Origin of the sequence: uncultured Paracoccus sp. (assembly GCF_945915435.1) — a bacterium.
GTDB lineage: Bacteria > Pseudomonadota > Alphaproteobacteria > Rhodobacterales > Rhodobacteraceae > Paracoccus.
In genome coordinates, this window is sequence record NZ_CAMEFG010000043.1 from 11,561 (window position 1) to 32,213 (window position 20,653).

Here is a 20,653-nt window from a genome sequence, read left to right on the forward strand (position 1 = left end):
TGGATTTTTCGATAGCTTTTATCTATCGGATGTGCGGGAGCTGCGGCCTATGCCGTCGGGCGGCTGAAGACGAAGCCCACGCCGAAGATCATCAGTCCCGCGACCAGCCCCGCCAGCCACCATGCGGGGTCCGAGCCGATCCAGAACAGCGCAAACCCCACCGCGCTGCCGATCAGCGAGGCCCATTTCGCCCGGATCGGAATCGCCCCCCTTTCACGCCATGCGACCAGCAGCGGGCCGAAACGGGGATGGCGCAACAGCCAGCCCTCCAACCGGCGCGAGGATCGCGCGAAACAGGCGGCGGCAACGATCAGGAAGGGCGTCGTCGGCAGCACCGGCAGGAAGGCGCCTGCAAAGCCAAGGCCGGTGAAGACCAGCCCCATGCCCAGGTAGAAGGCCTGGGCCAGCGAAACCCCCGGCACCGGGCCTGCCCCGCCGCTGTCCTGCGCGATCCGGCGGCGCAGGAAGGGGTCGTTCAGGAAGGTGCCGAAGGGGAAAAGCGACGCCGCCGCCGTGCGCAGCCAGTCGCCGGCGGACCAGCCCCGCCCCCACAGCGCCGCGATCATCGCAAGGATATAGGCCAGAAAGGCATAGCCGTGGATCGGTCCCATGACCTCAACCGCGCGCGGCAGGTCCAGCGCGTATTTCATCGGCATGGCGACGAAGAACAGAAGGATCGTCGTCACGCCCTCGATCAGCGCGACAAGGCGGAAGGCGCGGAACAGGCCCATGCGGGGCGGGTCCATGCAGGGCGGGATCGGGTCGCGGCTCACCGCCCGTCTCCGATCTTTTCCATGCGAAAGCCCATTCCGATCAGCCGTCCCATCAGCCGCGACAGGGCGGGCATCCGGGCGATGGCGCGGATGAAGCCGGGCGGGCGCGGGGCGGCCTGCCCCTGCGCATTGCGCTTGCGCCGCATCATGCGTTGCAGCCCCTGCGTGGCGCGGGTCGGAAACATCCGCCGCGCCTGCACGCGGGCCAGGTCGCGACCCGTCAGCCGTCCCCGCCGCAGCGGCCCGGACAGGATGCGCGCGGCGGCCACCGCATCCTGCACCGCAAGATTGACGCCGAAGCCGCCCACCGGCGACATCGCATGCGCCGCATCCCCGATGCACAGCACCCCCGGCGCCCACCAGCGGACCAGCCGGTCCATGCGGATCGACAGCAGATGGACCTGATCCCAATCGGCGATCTCATCGAACCGTTCGGCAGGCAGCGGCGCCAGCGCGGCCAGCGCGGCCCGGAAGGCGGGCAGCCCCCCGGCCTTCAGGTCGTCATAGGATCCCTTGCGGATGACGTAACCGCATTGCCAGAAATCGCCCCGGTCGATCAGCACCAGCCCCTGCTGGGGGCCTGCATGGCTCATGGCCGGGGCGGGGTCCTCGGGCAGGCGTGTCAGGCGGAACCAGACCACATCGACGGCGGAACCGAAGTCGCGCACCTGCAACCCCGCCTTTTGCCGCACGACCGAGTGCCGCCCATCCGCCCCGATCACCAGCGCCGCGCGGCTGTCGTGCCGCGCGCCCTGCCCGTCCTGCCAGCGCAGCCCGGCCACCTTGCCGCCCTCGTGGATCAGGTCCAGCACCTGCGCGCCCATGCACAGCCGGAACCCCGGCAGCGCCTGCGCCTTGGCGGCGATGAAGTTCAGGAAATCCCATTGCGGCATGAAGGCGATATAGCGCGTCTGCAACGGCAGGGCGCTGAAATCGGCGATAGTGACTTGCCGCCCCGCGATCTCGGCATGCAGCGCATGGGCCTTTTGATGGGGCAGGGTCAGGAATTCGTCCAGGAAACCCAGCTCCGACATGAGTTGCAGGGTCGAGGGGTGAATGGTGTCGCCGCGAAAATCGCGCAGGAAATCGGGGTGGCGTTCCAGCACCGTGACGCGCAGCCCGGCGCGGGCCAGCAGAAAGCCCGCCATCAGCCCCGCCGGGCCGCCGCCTGCGATCACGCAATCGCGCGTATCGTCCATTCCGTCACCTCGCACCGGGCACCGCCACCTGAATGTCCGGGCCGCCTGAATGTCTGGCTGTCGGGACGCGCGCCCCGTGGCTGGCCGGACCTTAGCACGGCGCCAAGGCCCGGCGAAAGGCCACAACCCGCCGCAGGCCCGCCTCAGCGTTTGCGCACGAATTCGGTGCGCAGGACCAGCCCCCGGATCGTATCGTGGCGGCAGTCGATTTCTTCGGGGTTTTCGGTCAGCCGGATGGAACGGATGACGGTGCCCTGCTTCAGCGTCTGGCCCGCGCCCTTGACCTTCAGGTCCTTGACCAGCACGACCGAATCGCCGTCGGCCAGTTCGTTGCCCGAGGCATCGACCACCACCTGCCGCGCCGCCGCCGCCATTTCGGAAGCGGGACGCCATTCGCCGCTTTCCTCGTCATAGACATAGTCTTCATCCGCGCTCATCGGCCTGTCTCCTTGCTGCTTCGCCAGCTATCGGCCGCAGGGCGGGGAAAGGCAAGCGCGGCCTAGCGCGCGATGATCTCGAACCGTTCGACATCGACCATGCCGCGGTCGGTGATCTTCAGCGCGGGGATGACCGGCAGGGCCAGGAATGCCAGTTGCAGGAACGGCTCCTCCAGCACCACGCCAAGGCTGCGGGCCGCCTCGCGCAGGGCGGTCAGGCGTTCGCGCACCGATTCAAAAGGCTCCAGGCTCATCAGCCCGGCGATCGGCAGGGGCAATTCCGCCAGCACCCGGCCCGCGCGGGCGACGACGAAACCGCCCTCGATCTCGCGCAGGCGGTTCGCGGCCAGCGCCATGTCATCGTAATCGGCCCCCACCACCGCAATGTTGTGGTGGTCGTGGCACAGGGTCGAGCCGATGGCCCCCGCCTGCATCCCGAAGCCGCGCACGAAGCCGGTGGCGATGTTGCCGTTCTGCCCATGACGCTCGATCACGGCGATGCGCATCAGGTCGCGCGCGGGATCGGGGCGCTTGTCGCCGTTGGCGATGGGGATATCCTCGTGCAGGTGTTCGGTGATGATCTTGCCCTCGACGATCCCGATCACGTCGGTCTGGCTGCGGTTGGCCGGGGTGCGGAAATCCGCAGGTCCCACCTTCGGCGCCCTGACCGAGCCGCGCCCGACCGGCGCCACCTGCCCCCGCGCGGCAAAGGCGGCGTCATCGACCACGCGCCCGCCCGCCAGCACAAGCTGGGCATGGCAGCCCACCAGCCCGTCCACCGCCACGATATCGGCGCGCAGGCCGGGCGCGATCAGCCCGCGATCCTTCAGCCCGAACGCCTCGGCCCCCGAGATCGAGGCCGCGCGATAAGCCGCCAGCGGCGTCGTCCCCAGTTCGATCAGCCGCCGGATCATATGGTCCAGATGCCCGTATTCGGCGATATCCAGCGGGTTGCGGTCGTCGGTGCAAAGGCAGACCCAGGCGCTGGCCGCATCCGTCAGGATCGGTTGCAGCGCGTCCAGATCCTTGCTGACGGATCCCTCGCGGATCAGCACCCGCATCCCCTTGCGCAGCTTTTCCAGCGCCTCGGCGGCGGTTGTGGCCTCGTGTTCGGTGCGGATGCCGGCGGCGATATAGGCGTTCAGGTCGCGCCCCGACAACTGCGGGCAATGGCCGTCTATATGGCCGCCCTTAAACAGTGCCAGCTTGTCCAGCACGCCCGGATCACGGCCCACGACGCCGGGATAGTTCATCATCTCGGCCAGCCCGATCCCCGAGGGATGGCCGCGCAGCGCCGCCAGATCGGCGGCCTCGATCCGCGCGCCCGAGGTCTCCATCTCGGTCGAGGGCACGCAGGACGACAGTTGCACGCGCAGGTCCATCAGCAGATGCTGCGACGCCTGCTGGAACCAGCGGATGCCCTCCGTGCCGATGACATTGGCGATCTCATGCGGGTCGCAGATGGCGGTGGTGACGCCGCGCGGGGTCACGCAGCGGTCGAACTCGTGCGGCGTGATCAGGCTGCTTTCGACATGCAGGTGGGTGTCGATGAAGCCGGGCACCAGCACCAGCCCGGACACGTCGATTTCCCGCGTCCCGCGATATTCGGCGCAGGTGCCCACGATCCGGTCGCCGCAGATCGCCACATCGCCCGGCAGCATCGCACCGGTGACCAGATCGAAGACCTGCCCGCCCTTCAGCACCAGATCGGCGGGCGCATCCCCCCGCGCCTGCGCGATTCGTTTTTCCAGTTGCTGGCGGGGCGTCATGGTCGGGTCCTTGCTGTTCCGGCGGATCGGCCCAGCTTAGCGCAAATCCCACCCGCCGGAAGCCCCGCTCATCCCTTGGTCCCCCTCACCCCTTGGTCAACGCCACCACCGGGTCCAGCCGCGAGGCGCTGCGGGCGGGCAGGAAGCCGAAACCAATCCCGATCGCGGTCGAACTGACCAGCGCCGCCACCACCGACACGCCCGAATAGGACAGGTTGAAACTGGTGTTCAGCGCCCCGAAGGCCAGCCCGAAGCCAAGCGCCGCCGCCACGCCAAGCACGCCGCCGATCAGGCAGACCAGCACCGCCTCGATCAGGAATTGCTGCATGATGTCGGATTGCCGCGCGCCGACGGCCATGCGCACGCCGATCTCGGACACGCGCTCAGACACCGAGACCAGCATGATGTTCATCACCCCGATCCCCCCCACCATCAGCGAAATCACCGCGATGGCCGAGATCAGCAGCGCCATCGTCTGCGTCGTCGCGGTGATCGTCTGCCGGATCGCATCGGTGTTTCGGATGAAGAAATCCTGCGTCCCGTGGCGCTGGATCAGCAGCCGCGTGACCGCCTGTTCGGCAAGGCCCATGTCCACGTCGTCGGCGACGCGGACGGTGATGCCGCCAAGGATGCTGGACCCCAGGAAACGCGCCTGCGCGGTGGTGTAGGGAACGAACAGCGTCAGGTTCTGCCCGCCGCCCGGACCCCATTGCGGCACGCTCGCCACGCCGACGATGCGCAGCATGACGTTGTCGGCAAGGATGACCTGCCCGACGGGATCGTCGTCGGCTGCGGGAAACAGGCTGTTGCGGGTGTTTTCGTCGATCACCACCTCTTGCGCCAGGTCGCGCAGGGCACCCTCGCCAAAGACGCGCCCGGCGGCGATGGTCGTGCCGGTGGCGTCGAAATAGCCTGCGCCGACGCCGTTGATCTGGGCATTCACCGCTTCGGCCCCGTGACGGACGGTGGCGCTGGTGGATACCGAGGGCGTGACCGCCGCGACATAGGGCTGCAAGGCCAGCGCATCGGCATCGCTGGCCACCAGCGTCGTGATCCGCCCCGAGCGCCGGTCGCCGAAGTCCCGGCCCGGATAGATTTCCAGCGTATTCGTGCCGAGGCTGGATATATTGGCCAGCACCTGCTCTTGCGATCCGCGCCCCAGCGCCACCACCGACACGACCGAGGCGATGCCGATGATGATCCCCAGCATCGTCAGGAAGCTGCGCAGCTTGTGCGCCCACATCGACAGCAGGGCCATGCGCAGCGCCTCGGACAGGCGCGAGCCAAGGCCCGAAAGCCAGCCCCGCCCTTTCCCGCGCGGAACAGCGGCCTGCTGCGACGCAGGGACGGGCGCGGCCAGCCGCGCGCCGGTGGGTCGGTCGGCGATGATCTGGCCGTCCTTGATTTCGATGATCCTCTGGGCGCGTTCGGCGATGCCCATGTCATGGGTGACGATGACGACCGTGCGCCCTTCGGCATGGATTTCGTCCAGGATTTCAAGGACCTGCTGGCCGCTCTGGCTGTCCAGCGCGCCGGTGGGTTCGTCGGCCAGGATGACGCTGGCATCGTTCATCAGCGCCCGCGCGATGGAAACGCGCTGTTGCTGGCCGCCCGAAAGCTGGCCGGGCCTATGGTCCACCCGCTCGCCCATCCCCAGCCGCTCCAGGATACGCGCGGCGCGCTGGCGGCGGTCGGCGGGGGCCTCGCCCGCATAGATGGCGGGGATCTCGACATTGGCCAGCGCGTTCACCTCGGCCAGCAGGTGATAACGCTGGAAGATGAAGCCGAAGGTCTCGCGCCGCAACGCGGCCAGGTCGTCGGGGTCGAGATTGCCGGTTTCGCGCCCGGCGATGCGGTAACTGCCCGCGCTTGGCCGGTCCAGGCAGCCGAGGATGTTCATCAGCGTCGATTTCCCCGACCCCGAGGCCCCGACGATGGCCACGAACTCGCCCCGCCGGATGGTCAGGTCCACGTCGCGCAGGACCGAGACCACGCCTTCCCCCGAGGGATAGTCGCGCCTTATGCCGCGCAGTTCGATCAGGGGCGGTTCCTGCGAAACCATCGCTAGAACCCCATCGGCGAGCGCGTCCGCCGTCCCGCGCCCTGCGCCGGGGCACCGGGCATGGCGTCCGATCCGCCGGTGACGACCCGCTCGCCCTCGGACAGGCCCTCCAGAACCTCGGCCCGGTTGCGGTCGTTCAGGCCGATGCGGACCTCGCGCGTCTCGATCCCGCCGCCGGGGGTCTGGACGCGCACATGGTGGCCGCCGCCCGGCGCGCGCTCGCCAAGGCCGGCGACAGGCACCAGCAGCGCATCGGCCGCGCGCCCGGTCACGATATGGACCTGCGCGGTCATGTAGGTGCGCAGGTGGCCGTCCGCGTTCGGGATGTCGAAATTGGCATTGTAATAGATCGCCGTGCTGGTGGTCGAGGTCCCCGCCGTGCCGGTGACGGCGCTGTCGTTGACGATGGATTCGGGGGCAGGCTCGATCATCTGCAACTGTCCCTCGAACCGGCGTTCGGTATTGCCCAGCACGGTGAACCAGACCGGCTGGCCTTCCGCGACGCGGGTAATGTCGGCTTCCGAGATCTGGGCGCGGACGGTCATCTCGTCCAACTGGCCCAAAACGACGATGGTGGGGGCGGATTGCACGGCGTTGACGGTCTGGCCCTCCTGGCTGACGACGGCCAGAACAGTGCCGTCGATGGGCGCGGTGATGCGGGTGTAATCGACATTGGCGCGCGCGGTCTCGATGGCGACCTCGGCCTGTTCGATCTGCGCCTCCAGCGCGTCGATCTGCGCCTGCGCCACCGCGACGGCCTGCTCGGCCGCGTCGTAATCGGCCTGCGAGACGGTGCGCGATTGCAGCATCCGGCGCTGGCGTTCCTCGACGCGGCGGAACTGGGCCAGTTCGGCCTCTTTCGCGGTGCGTTGGGCCAGGACGTTGGCCAGCGCGGCCTCGGCGTTGCGCAGGGCGTTGACCTGGGTGATCGAATCGATTTCCGCGATCGGGTCGCCCGCCCTGACCTGCTGGCCCGCCGTGACATCGACCGACAGGATGCGCCCCGACACCTGCGCGCCCACCGCCACCAGGCGGCGCGGGCGCAGCGTGCCCTCGGCCAGCACGGTTTCCTCGATATCGCCGCGCGTGACCGGGGCGGTCATGACCGCGGGCGCCTGCGCGCCCTGCCCGCCCCCCGCCATGTAGTGCCAGGCGCCCACCGCCAGAAGCGCGGCGGCCAGCAGGACAACCCAAGTTCTTCTTTTCATTTCAAACCAACATCCGGTCGGGACAACAGCAAGGCCGCTTTAGATGATGGAAGGTAAACGAAAAGCCAATAGGCGCGGCGCGAGGGCGCAGGGGGCATCACGACGATTGCATCATGTGCAGGGCCGGGTAACATGGCCCGCATCACTCGGGCCGACGGCCCGGCCCCCCAGACTGCCAGGAGGTATCCATGACAGATCAAGGCAATTCCCCCAAGGCCCACTCGACCACCGGCGCGGGCGCCCCTGCGGTCAGCGACCGCAACTCGCTGACCATCGGCCCGGACGGCCCGATCCTTTTGCATGACGTGCATTTCCTGGAACAGATGGCGCATTTCAACCGCGAGAAGGTGCCCGAACGCCAGCCCCACGCCAAGGGCGCCGGCGCCTTCGGCACCTTCGAGACGACCGAGGACGTCTCGGCCTGGACCAAGGCCGCGCTGTTCCAGAAGGGCGCGCAGACCGAGGTGCTGGCGCGTTTCTCGACCGTGGCGGGCGAGATGGGCAGCCCCGACACCTGGCGCGACGTGCGCGGCTTCAGCCTCAAGTTCTACACGTCCCAGGGCAATTACGACCTGGTCGGCAACAACACCCCGGTCTTTTTCGTGCGCGACCCGATGAAGTTCCCCCATTTCATCCGCAGCCAGAAACGCCTGCCGGATTCGGGGCTGCGCGACAACCACATGCAATGGGACTTCTGGACCAACAACCCGGAATCGGCGCATCAGGTCACCTATCTGATGGGCCAGCGCGGCCTGCCCCGGACATGGCGGAACATGAACGGCTACGGCTCGCACACCTATATGTGGGTGAATGCGCAGGGGGAAAAATTCTGGGTCAAATACCACTTCCACACCGAACAGGGCATGGCGTTCTTCACCAATGACGAAGCCTCGGCCATGTCCGGCCAGGACGCCGATTTCCACCGCCGCGACCTGTTCGACGCGATCGCGCGGGGCAATCATCCGGGCTGGATCCTCTCGGTCCAGGTCATGCCCTACGAAGAGGCCAGGACCTACCGCATCAACCCGTTCGACCTGACCAAGACATGGCCCCATGCCGATTATCCGCTGCACCGGGTGGGCCGGATGGTGCTGAACCGCAACCCCGAAAACTTCTTCGCCCAGATCGAGCAGGCGGCGTTTTCCCCCGGTAATACCGTGCCCGGCATCGGCCTTTCGCCCGACAAGATGCTGCTGGGCCGCGCCTTCGCCTATAACGATGCGCAAAGGAACCGGATCGGGACGAACTTCCACCAGTTGCCGGTGAACCAGCCCAAGGTGCCGGTGAACACATACATGTTCGACGGCCAGATGGCCTATCACCACAGCGGCAATGCGCCGGTCTATGTCCCCAACAGCGGCGGACGCCCCTGGGCGGACGAAACCGGCCCGGTGGACGACGGCTGGGAAGCCGACGGAACGATGGTGCGCAGCGCCTATACCCTGCGCCAGGACGACGACGACTTCAGCCAGCCGGGCGCGCTGGTGCGCGAGGTCATGGACGACCCGCAAAGGGCCGCGCTGGTCGATCAGGTCGCGGGCAGCCTGCTCGACGGCGTGCGCGAGCCGGTCCTGACCCGCGCCATCGACTATTGGAAAAGCATCGACCCCGGCGTCGGCGGCCGGATCGAGGCCAAGGTCCGCGCAGGCAGCGCAGGCAAGCCCGCCCAGGGCATGGGCGAGGCATAGGCCCTTCGGTGGCCCTTCGGTCGGGCGACGACCCCTTCGCCGCCCGCACCGGACCTTGCCGGGGTCAGACCCACCTCGGCAAAGGGCAGGCCCAAACCCGCCCCGCCATCGCGGCGATCGCCCCGGCGCGGAAAGGCGGGTCTTTCTTCATCACCCAAATACCCAAAACGACCCCTATCCCTTGCGCGATCTGCTCCGCCCCCTCGCGCCCAGCCGTCCTTTCGGCGGGTTCTCGGACCAGCCGCGCAGCATGTCGAACACCGCCCGCGTGATCCGCACGCCGCGGTTGGGGTAATAGCCCACGCAATGGACCGCGATGACCAGGCGCTGGTCGGCATCGGCATCGTAGAAAAAGACCGGGCTGCCGCTCTGCCCGCCCTCGGTGTCGATCATGTAGGTGACGTGGTCCCTTTCGACGCCCCGGATCCTGCCGCCGTTGAACCATTGGGTGGCGAAGGGCTTGGCGGCCTCGAACGGATAGCCCGAGTTGTTGACCAGCAGCATGTCCAGCCGGGCATCGGGAAAATGGGCGAAACCGAAATAGCCCAGCCTTTCGCCCACGCCATCGCCGAACATGCCCGTGGCATGGGCTTGCAGGCTGACCGCGCCGATATCGCAGGCGCCTGCCGCATCGTCGGGCCAGCCGGGGGCGGTGGCGAAATCCTCGCTGACGAACTGGCCGTAGGGACCGATGCCGCCGTCGCGGCCCGGCGTCACCCGGACCTCGGCCGCGCGCAACCCGGTGCGCGGATCGCACAGGCAATGGGCGGCGGTGACGACCGTGTGGGGACCGGCCAGCCAGCCGGTGCCATAGCCTTGGCTGCCGTTCTCGAAGATGATCTGCAAATGGCAGATGCAGCGCCACGGGATCAGCGCGGTGTCGGGCACCTTCACGCGGTCGTCGACGCCATGCACGGTCTCCAGCCCCGCGCCGGGCTGCGGGCCTTGCAGCAGCAAGGGCAGGATCGAACCCAGCGCGGCGGGGGAAGTGCCCAGCCACGCCCTCAGCGCGGCGGCGGGATGGGGAACGGGGGGATGGCTTTCCGTGCCCAACCCCGGCGGGACCGGCAGGCGCACCTTGTCGAAACGGTCGGCGATGGCGCGCTGGTGGACGAAGCCCGGCACCGATTCCAGCGAGCCGCCGCCATTGGTCATGCGCATGAAGGACGGCATCACGACCGAACCGTCGGGCTGTTCGACAGGGATGCGGGGGGTCATGGGATGCTCCTTCCTGCGCGTTCAGATCAGTTGCAGCCCGGCCAGCCGGTCGGACAGGACATGGGCGGGCACGGCGTAATTGTCGCCCTGAAGCCTGCCGCCCAGGAAATGCAGCCCGACGGCCAGCCCGCTCCCCATGTCGATGACCGGAGAGCCGGAGTTCCCCCGCAACGTGCTGCAATCGTGCATGACGCTGCCCGTTGATCCGCGCACCATCCCCGGCGACAGGCATTTATGGGTGTAAAGCCCCTGGAAGATCGCATCCATCAGCGCCGGATCGGGATATTCGCCGTCGCGCACGGGATAGCCGACGGCGGCGACATGGGTGCCCGCCTGCGGCGAGTCCTCGGCCAGGGGGATCGGGGGTGCCTTCGCCGCCCGCTCCAGCCCCAGCAGCGCGATGTCGGGCTGGCCGTCGGGCGCGATCCACAGGATTTCACGGATTGCAATCTCGTCGGCGCAGTCGCTGCCCGCCTCGGCCAGAAAGTCGATCCGCGCGCTCTGGCGGCCATCGCCCAGGACCGAGGCCCGGAAGCGATAGCCCGCCCCGAAGCGCATCGCGAATTTCTGGGCGACATGGGCATTGGTCACGACGATTTCCGGCGCCACCAGCCAGCCGGTCCCGGCCAGTTCGCCCTCGGCATTGCCCTCGACCTCGATCCGGCCCACGGCGGGGATCAGGGGTTCCAGCCGGGCGCGGGCGCCTTCCAGGCGGTCCAGAAGCACGCTGGCCTCGGGGTCGTCGGGGTCGGCGGGATCGAAGCTGCCGCCCCTGACCGCAAGCGCCGGGCGGCCCTTGCGCCAGATGATGGCCTGCATCACCATTTCGGGGGCGCCCCCTTCCCATATCCCGCCCGGCGGCAGCGGCGCGGCGGGGTCCAGCCCCGGCAGGGGCGCGGGTTGCACGCCGAATTCGCGCTCGATCGCGCGCACCAGGTCGGGGTCGCTGTCGCGCAATGCCTGCACCTGGTCGCGCAACTGCCGGGCGGCGGTGCCGTCTCGTTTCAGCATGGATCGGTCCTTTCCCATCTGCACGCCCGGCCCCGTGCAAGGGGCCGGGCGCAAGGGCATGTCAGTGGCCGTGACCGGCGATTTCGGTCGCGGCCAGCCGGTCGATCCTGTCCAGCCCGCCGGGCAGCCCCGGCTCGAAGATCTCGACCAGCCGCATCATCCCGGCATCCTCATGCGCCAGGATGTGGCAATGCAGCACGAAGCGCCCGACATAGCGTTCATAATGCGAGCGGATGACGATCTCGGCGTCCGGCTCGACCATGATCGTGTCCTTGAAGACGCCCTTCATGCCGAAATATTGCGACTCTGGGTCCTCGGTCAGGTCCTCGCCGCTGGAAAGCCGGGTCACCCGCACCACCTGAAAGGGATTGACGTGGATGTGGAAGGGATGCGCGCCATGCGCCGGACCGTCCGCAACCCGCAAGCGCCATTCGTCGGTATCACCCAGTTGCAGCGCGATCAGCTCATCCGCCCGCTTGCTGAAACGGAAATCCCCGAAATCGTCCAGCAGGGCGGCGGGCACGGGGGCGGTCATCGCATCATCGCCCGCCGCGGTCTCGTATTCCACGCGGGAAAGACGGATATGGCCGATGCCTTCGCCCACCGGCCCGGCCGGGTCGTCCGCCTGCACCGAATCCGTGCGGTTGAACCGCAGCACCCGGACATTGCTCAGCCGTTCCCAATCGGCTTCCTGTTCACCGGCGGAATCCCCCACCAGCGAATCGTGGGGCGAGAAGTGGTCCAGCCTCAGGTCGGCGAACAGCCCCGTCAGGATCGCCGGCATAAGCGAGACGTCCTCGCCCGCCTGCACCCGATCCGCCGCGCCCTGCAAGGCCGCGCGCACCATCATGTCGCGGATCGCGGTCCTTGCATCGGGCACGTCGCCCTCGGCGCGCTGGACCGAGACGGTGAACAGCAGCCGCTTGCGCTCGACCGATCCTTCGACGCTTTCATCGGGGTTCAGGGGCATCGCGATCACGCAATATTCCTGGACGGCCCGGCCCTCGGGCGGTTGGGGAAAGGACAGCAGCAGATCGCTGCGATAGCCCGGCTGCAAGCTGCGCGACTTGAAGCCCCGCGCCTGCACGCGGGTCAGCCCGTCGGCAGCGATCTCGAACAACTCAAGGGCGGTTTCGTCGCTGGCGGCCTGGTCGATGTTGCAGGTGCGCTCGATCACGCCCTCGGTTTCCTGGGCCGAGGCGGTGCGGAACGCATCGGCAGGCGACTCGCCGGATACGGCGGGAAAGACCTGCACCTTGATCGTGTCGCTGAACCCCGCATGGATGAAGCGCCAGCGTTCGGGCTGGCCCGCGACGACCGGACCCTGGGCATCGCTGCCCACGCCCAGAACCTCGGCCACATGGCCGTTGACGGTGGTGAAGCGCCCCGAGTTGTTCCAGTTCGGCCCGCCCATGTTGCCAAGGTCGGCGATGGCGCCGATGTCGCCTGCCTCGCAGTTCCACGGGTCGTCCTTGGGCGTGCCGTCGGTGGTAAAGCACTTGTATTGGACCTGTTGCAGCAGGAAAACGCGGTCGGGGATCGAGGTCTGGTCGGGCCTGCGCAAAAGCACGTCGATATCGCCCGCGCGGAAATCGCCCTCGTCCCCCGCCGGTTCGGGCCAGCGGTCGCCGCGCACGATCAGCGCCCCGGCCATGCCGCTGGCAACCTGGATCGCGGTCGAGCCGTGGACATGGGGGTGATACCAGAACGTCCCGGCGGGATGATCGGCGGGAATGTTGTATTCGTATTCATGCGCGAATTCCCACGCGGGATAGAGCATGCGCAGCACGTTGTCGCTGTTTCCGGCGGGATTTACCCAGCCGCCGTGAAAGTGGTTGTTGGTGACGTTGAAGCAACCGGGATGGGCGTTGGGATCGTTCATGCCCGGCGCCCCGTCCGCGTCATGGTCGCATTCCTGCGCCGAAATCAGCTTGCCGTAAAGTTCCCCGGACATGCCGTCGGCGGAAAGCCCGGCCTGGCTGTCGGGGGGAAGCTGGTCCCAGGGCACCATGCGGTTGTAAAGGTCGATGCGCACGGTCTTGCCCGGCTCGGCCTCGATCAGGGGGACGGTCAGGTGGGCATCGGCGGGCGGCTCGCCCCCCGCGCTGCGGCGGTCCTGGCGTTCCAGGTCGACATAGCCGCGCAGCCAGACGGTATCCATCGCGCCCCGGACGGGGTTGCGGATCTCGACCTTCTTCAGCCGCAGCTCCAGCCTCGCGCCCGGATCGCTTTCACGCGCGACGGTGCGCGCGGTGCGGCCCGCCGCCTCGAGGACAAGCCCCGCGGCCGCGCTGCGGTCGCCGTCCATTATCAGGGGTGGCGGATTGGTTATCCCCTGCCCCTGCGCCCCCGCCGCCCATAGCGCGGCAAGCGCCAGCGGCGGGCAAAGCCGTGCAAATCGTTTCAGTTGCATCTGTTGACCCTCCTTCGCAATACCGGCGCGCGGTAATTGCGCGGCCGGCCCAAACGGGAATTGGCGCAACAATTCCGTCCTTGCCGCGGGGGTGATGGAATCAAAGGCGGATCGGAGGATCGGTCCGGGCACGACAATTCAGCCGGGTCGAGGCACCCGATTTTCGGAAGGCAGTCATTTTCGGCAAAAAAGGAACTGTGTCGGAGGTTTTATATAACATAAACGTGAGCAGATTCGCAATAATTAATATTTGTCTGCCGGTTGCGCGCAAAAGGGACGGCGGCTTGCAGGCACCGGCGCCGCTCACCTATGCTGGCGGGGACACAGCAAGCCCCAAGGCAGGAAGGAAAGCGGCCATGACGTTGAAGGTTTATCTCTCGGGTGAAATCCATACCGACTGGCGCGACCAGATCATCCGGGGCGCCAGCGACCTCGACGTCAGCTTCGACAGCCCGGTGACGGATCACGACGCCAGCGACGATTGCGGGGCCGCCATCCTGGGGGCCGAGGACAGCAGGTTCTGGCACGACCACAAGGGCGCCAGGCTGAACGCCATCCGCACCCGCCGGGGGATCGAGCAGGCCGATGTCGTCGTCGTCCGCTTTGGCGAGAAATACCGCCAATGGAATGCGGCCTTCGACGCGGGCGTGGCCTCGGCGCTTGGCAAGTCGCTGATCGTGGTCCACGGGCCGGACCACCAGCATGCGCTGAAAGAGGTCGATGCCGCCGCCCTTGCCGTGGCCGAGGACCCCCGGCAGGTCGTCCAGATCCTGCGCTATGTCCTGACCGGCCAACTGCCCTGATCCCCACGCTCTGGCCCGCCTCCTCTGGACAGCGGCGGCAAAGCCGTGTTCCATCGCCGGGCCGAAGGGGGGCCGGGATGAAGATCGACCTGAATGCCGATATGGGCGAAAGCTATGGTCCCTGGGTCATGGGCGACGATGCGTCGCTGCTGGACATCGTGACCTCGGCCAATATCGCCTGCGGCGGCCATGCCAGCGACCCGGAAACCATGTTCCAGACCCTGCAAGGCGCCGCCCGGCGCGGCGTGGTGATCGGCGCCCATCCCGGCTATGCCGACCGCGAGGGCTTTGGCCGCAGGGTCATCCCGATGCAGCCCGGCCAGATCGCGCGCATGGTGGCCGCGCAGGTCGGCGCGTTGCAAGGCGTCGCCGCGCTGGCCGGGGCGACGGTGCGCTATGTCAAGCCGCATGGCGCGCTTGGCAACCTGTCCGCCGACGACCGGACGGTGGCCGACGCCATCGTGGCGGCCGTGGCCGCCCTGCCCGGCGATCTGGCGGTGCTGGCGATTTCCGGCGGTGCGCTGGACGATGCCGCCCGCGCGGCGGGGCTGCGGGTCTTCCCCGAGATCTTCGCCGACCGCGCCTATCTGCCAAACGGGCGGCTGATGCCACGCTCGCAGCCCGGCGCGGTGCTGCACGACCCGGACCGGGCCACCGCGCGGCTGATCCGCTTTCTGGAAACCGGGCGGATCGAGGTCGCTGGCGGCGATCCCGTCGCGCTTGCGGCGGATTCGATCTGCCTTCACGGCGACACGCCCGGCGCGCTGGACATGGCGCGCGGGATCCGTGCGCGGCTTGAGGCGGCGGGCATCGCCCTTGCCCCCTTTCTGCAACCCTGACGGGCGGCAGACGTGGCATGAACCTGTCCGAACGCAGCTTCCCCGCCTTCACCCCGGTTGCCGAGCATGGGCTGCTGGTCGAGTTCGGCGAGCGCATCGACCGCGCCATCCACGACCGGGTGATGCACCTCGACCGGGCGCTGGCGGCGGCGCCCTTTGGCGGCTTCCTGGAATCCGTGCCCGCCTATGCGGGGCTGATGATCCGCTTCGACCCGCTGCAATGCGACCACGCGGCGGCGGAACGGGCGGCGCGGCAACTGCTGGCACGGCCCGCCGCGACGACCGCCGCGCCCCGCACGCATGAGGTGCAGGTCTGCTACGACCCCGACCTTGCCCCCGATCTGGCCGCGGTGGCGCAGGCCGCCGGGATGACGCCCGATCAGGTCGCCGCCGCGCATCTGGCGGGGGAATACGAGGTCTTCATGTATGGCTTCGCGCCCGGATACGCCTATCTGGCGGGCGTGCCGCAGCCGATCCGCATGCCGCGCAAGCCCGCCGCCATTCGCGGCATTCCGGCGGGCAGCGTGCTGATCGCGGGGCCGCAATGCCTTGTCTCGACCGTCACCATGCCGACGGGCTGGTGGATCATCGGACGCGCGGCCACCCGCATCCTGACCGGCTGCCAGGACCGGCCCTTTCTGTTCGACGTCGGCGACCGCGTGCGCTTCCGCCGCATCGCCCGCGCCGATTTCGACACGCAGGTGCGGGCATGAGCGGGGCCGAACTGCTGGTCCGCTTCGCCGGTCCCCATGCCTCGGTCCAGGACGGGGGGCGGCCCGGCATGATGCGCTACGGCGTGCCCGGCTCGGGGCCGCTGGACCGGCTGGCCTTCGCTGCGGCCAACCTTGCGCTTGGCAACCCGCCCGGCGCGCCGGGGATCGAGGTCTCGCTGGGTGGGCTGGTGCTGGAATGCCTGTCGGGCAGCCTTGGCCTTGCCGTGGCGGGCGGCGGCTTCATCACCGATCACGCCGGACGCAAGGGCGGGTCGTGGCAGGTCGCGACCCTGCGCGCGGGCGAGCGGTTGGCGATCCGTCCCGGCCATTGGGGAAGCTGGTGCTATCTGGCATTCGCCGGGTCGCTGGAATGCGGGGAATGGCTGGGCAGCGCCTCGACCCATGCGCTGTCGGGGCTTGGCGGCGGGCGCATCGCCACCGGCCAGCGCCTGCGGATCAGGGATGCGCAGCCACGCCCCGGACGCGCCATCCCCTGCCCCGTCATCGCCCGCCCCAGGACCACGCTGCGCGTGACGATGGGGCCGCAACAGCGGTTCTTCGCGCCCCGAACGGTCGCGGATTTCCTGGCCGGCCCGTGGCGGATGACCGATGCATGGGACCGCATGGGCGTGCGCCTTGCCGGTCCCGCCATCGCCCCCGAAGGCGCGCTGGACATCCCGTCCGAGCCGATCCTGCGCGGCTCGGTCCAGGTTGCGGGGGACGGGGTTGCGACGGTGCTGCTGGCCGATCACCAGACGACCGGCGGCTATCCCAAGATCGCGACCGTGCTGGATTGCGACCTCGACGCCTTCGTGCAACTGCGCCCGCGCGCGGGCCTGACCTTCCAGCCGGTCGGACCCCGGCAGGCGGTGCGCATCGCCCGCAGCGCCTCGGTGGCCGCGCGGGCCTATCTCACGGCCCTCGCCGCGTCGGTCGCCTAACCCGCGACCGGGATCTGGCGCAGCAGCAGGAACAGGATCGCCGACAGGATCGCGGCGGCGGGCACGGTGACGATCCATGCCGCCCCGATGGTCAGCACATGCGAGCGGCGCACCAGCTTGCGGCGGCTGCGTTCGTCGGCGGGGATGGATTCGGCATCCGGCAGCGCCAGCCGTGCCAGCTTCAGCCGCCGCTCGGCGTCCCATTCGCGGAAAAAGCCGACGCCGAAGATCGCGCCGATGGCGATATGGGTCGAGCTGACCGGCAGCCCCAGCCAGCTTGCCAGGATGACCGTGATCGCCGCCGACAGCGATACGCAATAGGCGCGCATCGGGTTCAGCTTGGTGATCTGGTTGCCGACCATGCGGATCAGCTTGGGACCGAACAGGCACAGGCCAAAGGAAATCCCGAAGGCCCCGATCAGCATCACCCACAGCGGGATCGCGACCGCATCGCCGAAATTCCCGGTCTGCGAGGTCTGGACGATCGCCGCCAGCGGCCCGACCGCATTGGCCACGTCATTGGCCCCATGCGCAAAGCTGAGCAGCGCCGCCGAGACGACCAGCGGGATCCCGAACAGCACCTTGAGCGACTTGTTGCGGTTCTCAAGCCCCCGCGACTGGCGGCGGATGACCGGGATCATCGTCAGCCAGCCAGCCAGCCCGACGGCCACCCCGATCAGCAGCGCCATGCCCATCGGAACGGCGATCAACTGCTTCAGCCCCTTCATCATCAGGTAGGTCGCGAAGGTGCCGGCCATGACGCCGACCAGCACCGGCACCCAGATGCGCGCCGCCGCGATCTTGTCGTCGCGATAGACGATGCGGGCCTTGATGAACCACAGAAACGCCGCCGCCGCGACCCCGCCCAGCAGGGGCGAGATCACCCAGCTTGCCGCGATGGTCGCCAGTTGCGCCCAGTTCACCGCGCCGAAACCGGCGGCGGCGATGCCCGCGCCGACGACGCCCCCCACCACCGCATGGGTCGTGGAAACCGGCGCGCCGATCCATGTCGCAAGGTTGATCCACAGCGCCGAGGCCAAGAGCGCCGCCATCATCGCCCAGATGAACAGGATCGGCGTGTCCAGCGTATCGGGCGCGACGATCCCCGTCGCGATGGTGGACACCACGTCGCCCCCGGCGATCAGCGCCCCCGCGCTTTCAAAGATCGCCGCGATGGCGATGGCCCCGCCCATGCTCAGCGCATTCGCGCCCACGGCGGGACCCATGTTGTTGGCGACATCGTTGGCGCCGATGTTCAGCGCCATATAGGCCCCGAAGACCGCCGCCGCCGCGACGATCAGGACCTGGCTGTTGCCGCCCAGCAGCATCGCCGCCGCCAGCCCCGCGATGGCGATGAAGACGAAGGCGATTCCCGGCGCGACCAGCGGGCGCGAGACATAGGCCGCCGCCATCTCCAGCTTGGCGAAACGGCCAAGGTCGCGGTCCAGGGTTTCCAGATGCCGGGCTTCAAGATCTGTGTCTGACATGGTCCGCCTTCTCTTGTCCCGCGGGTGCTAGGAAGGTTTCGGCGGCAGATCAAGCCCGGTCTGTCATAAAGCCGTCACATTTCCGCAACTGTCGCAACTCCGCCGGTCAGGGCCAGAGCAGTTCCCGGTCCCATCCCGCCCCGTTGCGCCGAAAGATCAGCCGGTCGTGCAGCCGGTCGGTGGCGCCCTGCCAGAACTCGACCGTTTCGGGGGCGACGGCATAGGCTTGCCAGACGGGCGACACCAGATCGGGATCGGCGTCGATGCGGGCGCGGGCATCGCGCATCGCCTCGGCGACCGAAGGGCGCGCGTCCAGCGGCGCGCTTTGCCGTTCCAGCAGCACATTGGCGCGCGCATCGACCGAGCGGGCCAGGAAATCCTGCGCGCATTCGTCCGCATCCAGCGCCAGGGCGCGGCCACGGATGCGCACCTGGCGGCCCAGCTTCTGCCAGTAGAAGGTCAGCGCGACGGCGGGATTGGCCGCAACCTGCCGCCCCTTGGGGCTGACGGCGCTGATGGCGAAATGCCAGCCGCGGCTGTCCACGTTCTTCAGGATCAGCACCCGCGCGTCGGGATGGCCCTGCGCGTCGATGGTGGAGAGCGTCATCGCATGCGGCTCGGCGATTCCCGCCGCGATGGCGGTGTCCAGCCAGTTCAGGAACAGCGCCTGCGGGTTGTCGGGGGCCGTGCCGAAATCGACGGGATCGAACGGGCCTTCCAGCGCCTTCAGGTCGCGCAGGCGTTGCCTTGTGTCGGATTCGCTCATCTATCCCCCCTTGATTTTTTCGCGTTCCGTCAGGTCCAGCCTGACCAGTTCGCCATTGCCAAGCGCCTGCCGGGGCATCCCCTCGCCCCCGTCCAGCACCAGCCGCAAACCGCCCAGCCATGCGCCATGCCCGAAGGCCAGCACCGGCCCCGGCGCGGCCAGCACCCGCTGGCGGATGCGCATGATCCGGGCGGTGAAATCGGCGAATGTCTCGCCCAGGGCCAGCCGGTGCGGCGCGCTTTGCCACAGGCCGGGATGGGCGGCCTCCAGATCGGCCCAGGTGCGGCCTTCCCAGTCGCCAAAGGCGATCTCGGCCAGGTCGGGGTCTGGCTCGGCGGCGGGAAACCCGTGCAGCGCCGCCGTATGGCGCGCGCGCCCCAGCGGAGAACTCAGCACCAGCGCGAAATCCCGCCCCGCCAGCGCCCGGCGGTTGGCGGCAAGCGTGGCCATGTCCTCTGCGCCCATCGGATCGTCCAGCGCAATGTCGCGCTGGCCCTGCAAGCGGCCTTCGCTGTTCCACGGCGTGCGGAAATGGCGGATGAACCAAAGCTCGGCCATCAGTCGGCCAGCAGGGGCGCGCTGCCGCTGTCGATGGACAGCGACACCGCCGCGCCCTCATCGTAAGGGGGCTGGCCGAAGGTATGCAGCGTGTCCACGATGATCCGGCCATCCGGCGTCTCGACCAGATAGCGGATCTGGCTGCCCAGGAATTCACGATGCGAGACCTTGCCCGCGATCTCGCCGCCTGATCCCGCGATGCGAATGTTCTGCGGGCGCAGCACGATACGGTTCGCGCCCGCGACCGGCGTGGCGACGGGCAGGCGCTGGCCGGCTGCGGTGACGAAATCCGCGCCCTGCATGGCGCCTTTCAGGATGTTCGCGGTGCCCAGGAACCCCGCGACGAAGGCATTCGCCGGATGGTCGTAAAGCTGCTGCGGCGTGCCGATCTGCTGGATCACGCCCTTGTCCAGCACCGCCATCCGGTCCGAGGTGGTGTTCGCCTCCTCCTGGTCATGGGTCACGAAGATCGTCGTCAGCCCCAGCTTGCGCTGCAAGGCCAGCAACTCGCGCCGCATCTGCACCCGCAAGGCCGCGTCGAGATTCGACAGCGGCTCGTCCAGCAGCAGCACCTGCGGCTGGATGGCGATGGTGCGGGCCAGCGCCACGCGCTGCTGCTGCCCGCCCGAAAGCTGCGCGGGCATCCGGTCGGCCAGGTGCAACAGGCCCACGGTTTCCAGCGCGGCCTCGACCTTCGGCGCGATCTCGCGCGCGGGCATCCGGCGTTCCTCAAGCCCGAAGGCCACGTTGCGGCGCACCGACATATGC

General features: G+C 68.5%; 18 protein-coding genes. 5 read left to right on the top strand and 13 right to left on the bottom strand.

What is annotated here, in order from left to right; all coding sequences use genetic code 11:
* Window positions 1-47: 47 nt before the first annotated feature.
* The 6 genes from Q0O97_RS13655 to Q0O97_RS13680 form a co-directional block, all read right to left on the bottom strand.
* Window positions 48-773, bottom strand: a complete 726-nt coding sequence (locus tag Q0O97_RS13655) for a DUF454 family protein (protein ID WP_294930320.1) — start codon at window positions 771-773, stop codon at window positions 48-50.
* Window positions 770-1,972, bottom strand: a complete 1,203-nt coding sequence (locus Q0O97_RS13660; RefSeq protein WP_294930323.1) for an FAD-dependent oxidoreductase — start codon at window positions 1,970-1,972, stop codon at window positions 770-772. Before Q0O97_RS13660 ends, Q0O97_RS13655 begins: the two co-directional genes overlap by 4 nt.
* Window positions 1,973-2,115: 143 nt before the next feature.
* Window positions 2,116-2,409 (bottom strand): alkylphosphonate utilization protein, encoded by a 294-nt coding sequence (locus Q0O97_RS13665; RefSeq protein WP_294930326.1) that lies wholly within the window; start codon window positions 2,407-2,409, stop codon window positions 2,116-2,118.
* Between the two features lie 62 nt (window positions 2,410-2,471).
* Complete coding sequence (gene ade, locus Q0O97_RS13670) at window positions 2,472-4,178, bottom strand: adenine deaminase (protein WP_294930329.1); 1,707 nt, start codon at window positions 4,176-4,178, stop codon at window positions 2,472-2,474.
* Window positions 4,179-4,263: 85 nt separating this feature from the next.
* Window positions 4,264-6,240 (bottom strand): MacB family efflux pump subunit, encoded by a 1,977-nt coding sequence (locus Q0O97_RS13675; RefSeq protein WP_294930332.1) that lies wholly within the window; start codon window positions 6,238-6,240, stop codon window positions 4,264-4,266.
* Between the two features lie 2 nt (window positions 6,241-6,242).
* Window positions 6,243-7,448 carry an efflux RND transporter periplasmic adaptor subunit gene (locus Q0O97_RS13680; RefSeq protein WP_294930335.1) on the bottom strand — a complete coding sequence of 402 codons (1,206 nt, stop codon included), beginning with the start codon at window positions 7,446-7,448 and terminating at the stop codon, window positions 6,243-6,245.
* A gap of 188 nt (window positions 7,449-7,636) precedes the next feature.
* Here Q0O97_RS13680 and Q0O97_RS13685 point away from each other — a divergent pair, with 188 nt between their 5' ends.
* On the top strand, window positions 7,637-9,136 hold the full coding sequence (locus Q0O97_RS13685; RefSeq protein ID WP_294930338.1) for a catalase: 1,500 nt from the start codon (window positions 7,637-7,639) through the stop codon (window positions 9,134-9,136).
* 174 nt (window positions 9,137-9,310) lie between these two features.
* Here Q0O97_RS13685 and Q0O97_RS13690 read toward each other — a convergent pair whose 3' ends face one another.
* The 3 genes from Q0O97_RS13690 to Q0O97_RS13700 form a co-directional block, all read right to left on the bottom strand.
* On the bottom strand, window positions 9,311-10,354 hold the full coding sequence (locus tag Q0O97_RS13690) for a trypsin-like peptidase domain-containing protein (protein ID WP_294930341.1): 1,044 nt from the start codon (window positions 10,352-10,354) through the stop codon (window positions 9,311-9,313).
* 21 nt (window positions 10,355-10,375) lie between these two features.
* A complete protein-coding gene (locus Q0O97_RS13695; RefSeq protein WP_294930343.1) occupies window positions 10,376-11,365 on the bottom strand; it encodes a serine protease in 990 nt (329 codons plus the stop codon).
* 61 nt (window positions 11,366-11,426) lie between these two features.
* Window positions 11,427-13,778: a multicopper oxidase domain-containing protein gene (locus Q0O97_RS13700; protein WP_294930346.1), complete on the bottom strand. Its 2,352-nt coding sequence runs from the start codon at window positions 13,776-13,778 to the stop codon at window positions 11,427-11,429.
* Between the two features lie 356 nt (window positions 13,779-14,134).
* Between Q0O97_RS13700 and Q0O97_RS13705 the strand changes: the two genes are divergently transcribed.
* The 4 genes from Q0O97_RS13705 (at window position 14,135) to Q0O97_RS13720 (ending at window position 17,074) form a co-directional block, all read left to right on the top strand.
* Window positions 14,135-14,581 (top strand): YtoQ family protein, encoded by a 447-nt coding sequence (locus Q0O97_RS13705; protein WP_294930350.1) that lies wholly within the window; start codon window positions 14,135-14,137, stop codon window positions 14,579-14,581.
* A gap of 77 nt (window positions 14,582-14,658) precedes the next feature.
* A complete protein-coding gene (locus tag Q0O97_RS13710; protein ID WP_294930353.1) occupies window positions 14,659-15,420 on the top strand; it encodes a 5-oxoprolinase subunit PxpA in 762 nt (253 codons plus the stop codon).
* 17 nt (window positions 15,421-15,437) lie between these two features.
* Complete coding sequence (locus Q0O97_RS13715) at window positions 15,438-16,133, top strand: allophanate hydrolase subunit 1 (protein ID WP_294930357.1); 696 nt, start codon at window positions 15,438-15,440, stop codon at window positions 16,131-16,133.
* Window positions 16,130-17,074, top strand: a complete 945-nt coding sequence (locus tag Q0O97_RS13720) for an allophanate hydrolase (RefSeq protein ID WP_294930360.1) — start codon at window positions 16,130-16,132, stop codon at window positions 17,072-17,074. The genes Q0O97_RS13715 and Q0O97_RS13720 overlap by 4 nt, the downstream gene beginning before the upstream one ends.
* On the opposite strand, the gene Q0O97_RS13725 is transcribed toward Q0O97_RS13720, so the two are convergent.
* From Q0O97_RS13725 to Q0O97_RS13740, 4 genes are all read right to left on the bottom strand, one after another.
* Complete coding sequence (locus Q0O97_RS13725) at window positions 17,071-18,561, bottom strand: inorganic phosphate transporter (RefSeq protein ID WP_294930363.1); 1,491 nt, start codon at window positions 18,559-18,561, stop codon at window positions 17,071-17,073. The two genes, Q0O97_RS13720 and Q0O97_RS13725, sit on opposite strands and share 4 nt — an antisense overlap.
* A 106-nt stretch (window positions 18,562-18,667) precedes the next feature.
* On the bottom strand, window positions 18,668-19,327 hold the full coding sequence (locus Q0O97_RS13730; protein ID WP_294930366.1) for a pyridoxal 5'-phosphate synthase: 660 nt from the start codon (window positions 19,325-19,327) through the stop codon (window positions 18,668-18,670).
* The gene (locus tag Q0O97_RS13735; protein ID WP_294930368.1) at window positions 19,328-19,885 is read right to left on the bottom strand and encodes a histidine phosphatase family protein; all 558 of its coding nucleotides are present in this window, start codon (window positions 19,883-19,885) and stop codon (window positions 19,328-19,330) included.
* Window positions 19,885-20,653: ABC transporter ATP-binding protein (locus Q0O97_RS13740; RefSeq protein WP_294930371.1), on the bottom strand; the 769-nt coding region annotated here is incomplete at its 5' end. The genes Q0O97_RS13735 and Q0O97_RS13740, both read right to left, overlap by 1 nt.